At 44.2% G+C, this 425-nt stretch carries 1 protein-coding gene; it reads right to left on the bottom strand.

Going from position 1 to position 425, the window contains the following annotated elements:
• Window positions 1-425 (bottom strand): MFS transporter (locus AN393_RS19690; RefSeq protein WP_152968301.1); only part of this gene is annotated, 425 nt, incomplete at both ends.

Genomic DNA, 425 nt, shown 5'->3' with positions numbered 1-425 from the left:
CTTAGATTTTGCCCCACCAAGGTAACAATAGGCACGCCAACAATGGTTGCAATGGTCAAGCCCATAAATACTTTTGACATAAAGCTTGCGCGTTTACCCGAAGGGGCAATATCGGAGGCAAGCAAAATAGCGGCACCAAAGTAAGCACCGTGAGGTAAGCCACTTAAAAAACGAAAAACAACAAGCTGCTCTAGTGAAGTTGCTAATGCACTCAAACCAATAGCAATACACATTAAGCTTAAAAAAATCAGCAAAGCTTTGCGTTTTCGCATGTTGGCCGTTGTAAGCATTAAAACCGGTGCGCCAACTACAACGCCAATCGCATAGGCGCTAATGGCATAGCCACTTTGCGAAGGGGTTGAGCCAAACGTTTCACTGATCAGCGGCAGCATAGGCATCATTGAAAACTCTGATAATCCTAAAAT

This window comes from Pseudoalteromonas sp. P1-25, assembly GCF_001401805.1.
GTDB lineage: Bacteria > Pseudomonadota > Gammaproteobacteria > Enterobacterales > Alteromonadaceae > Pseudoalteromonas.
Note: the sequence above shows the minus strand (reverse complement) of the source record. Positions and strands in the feature narration are given on the sequence as shown.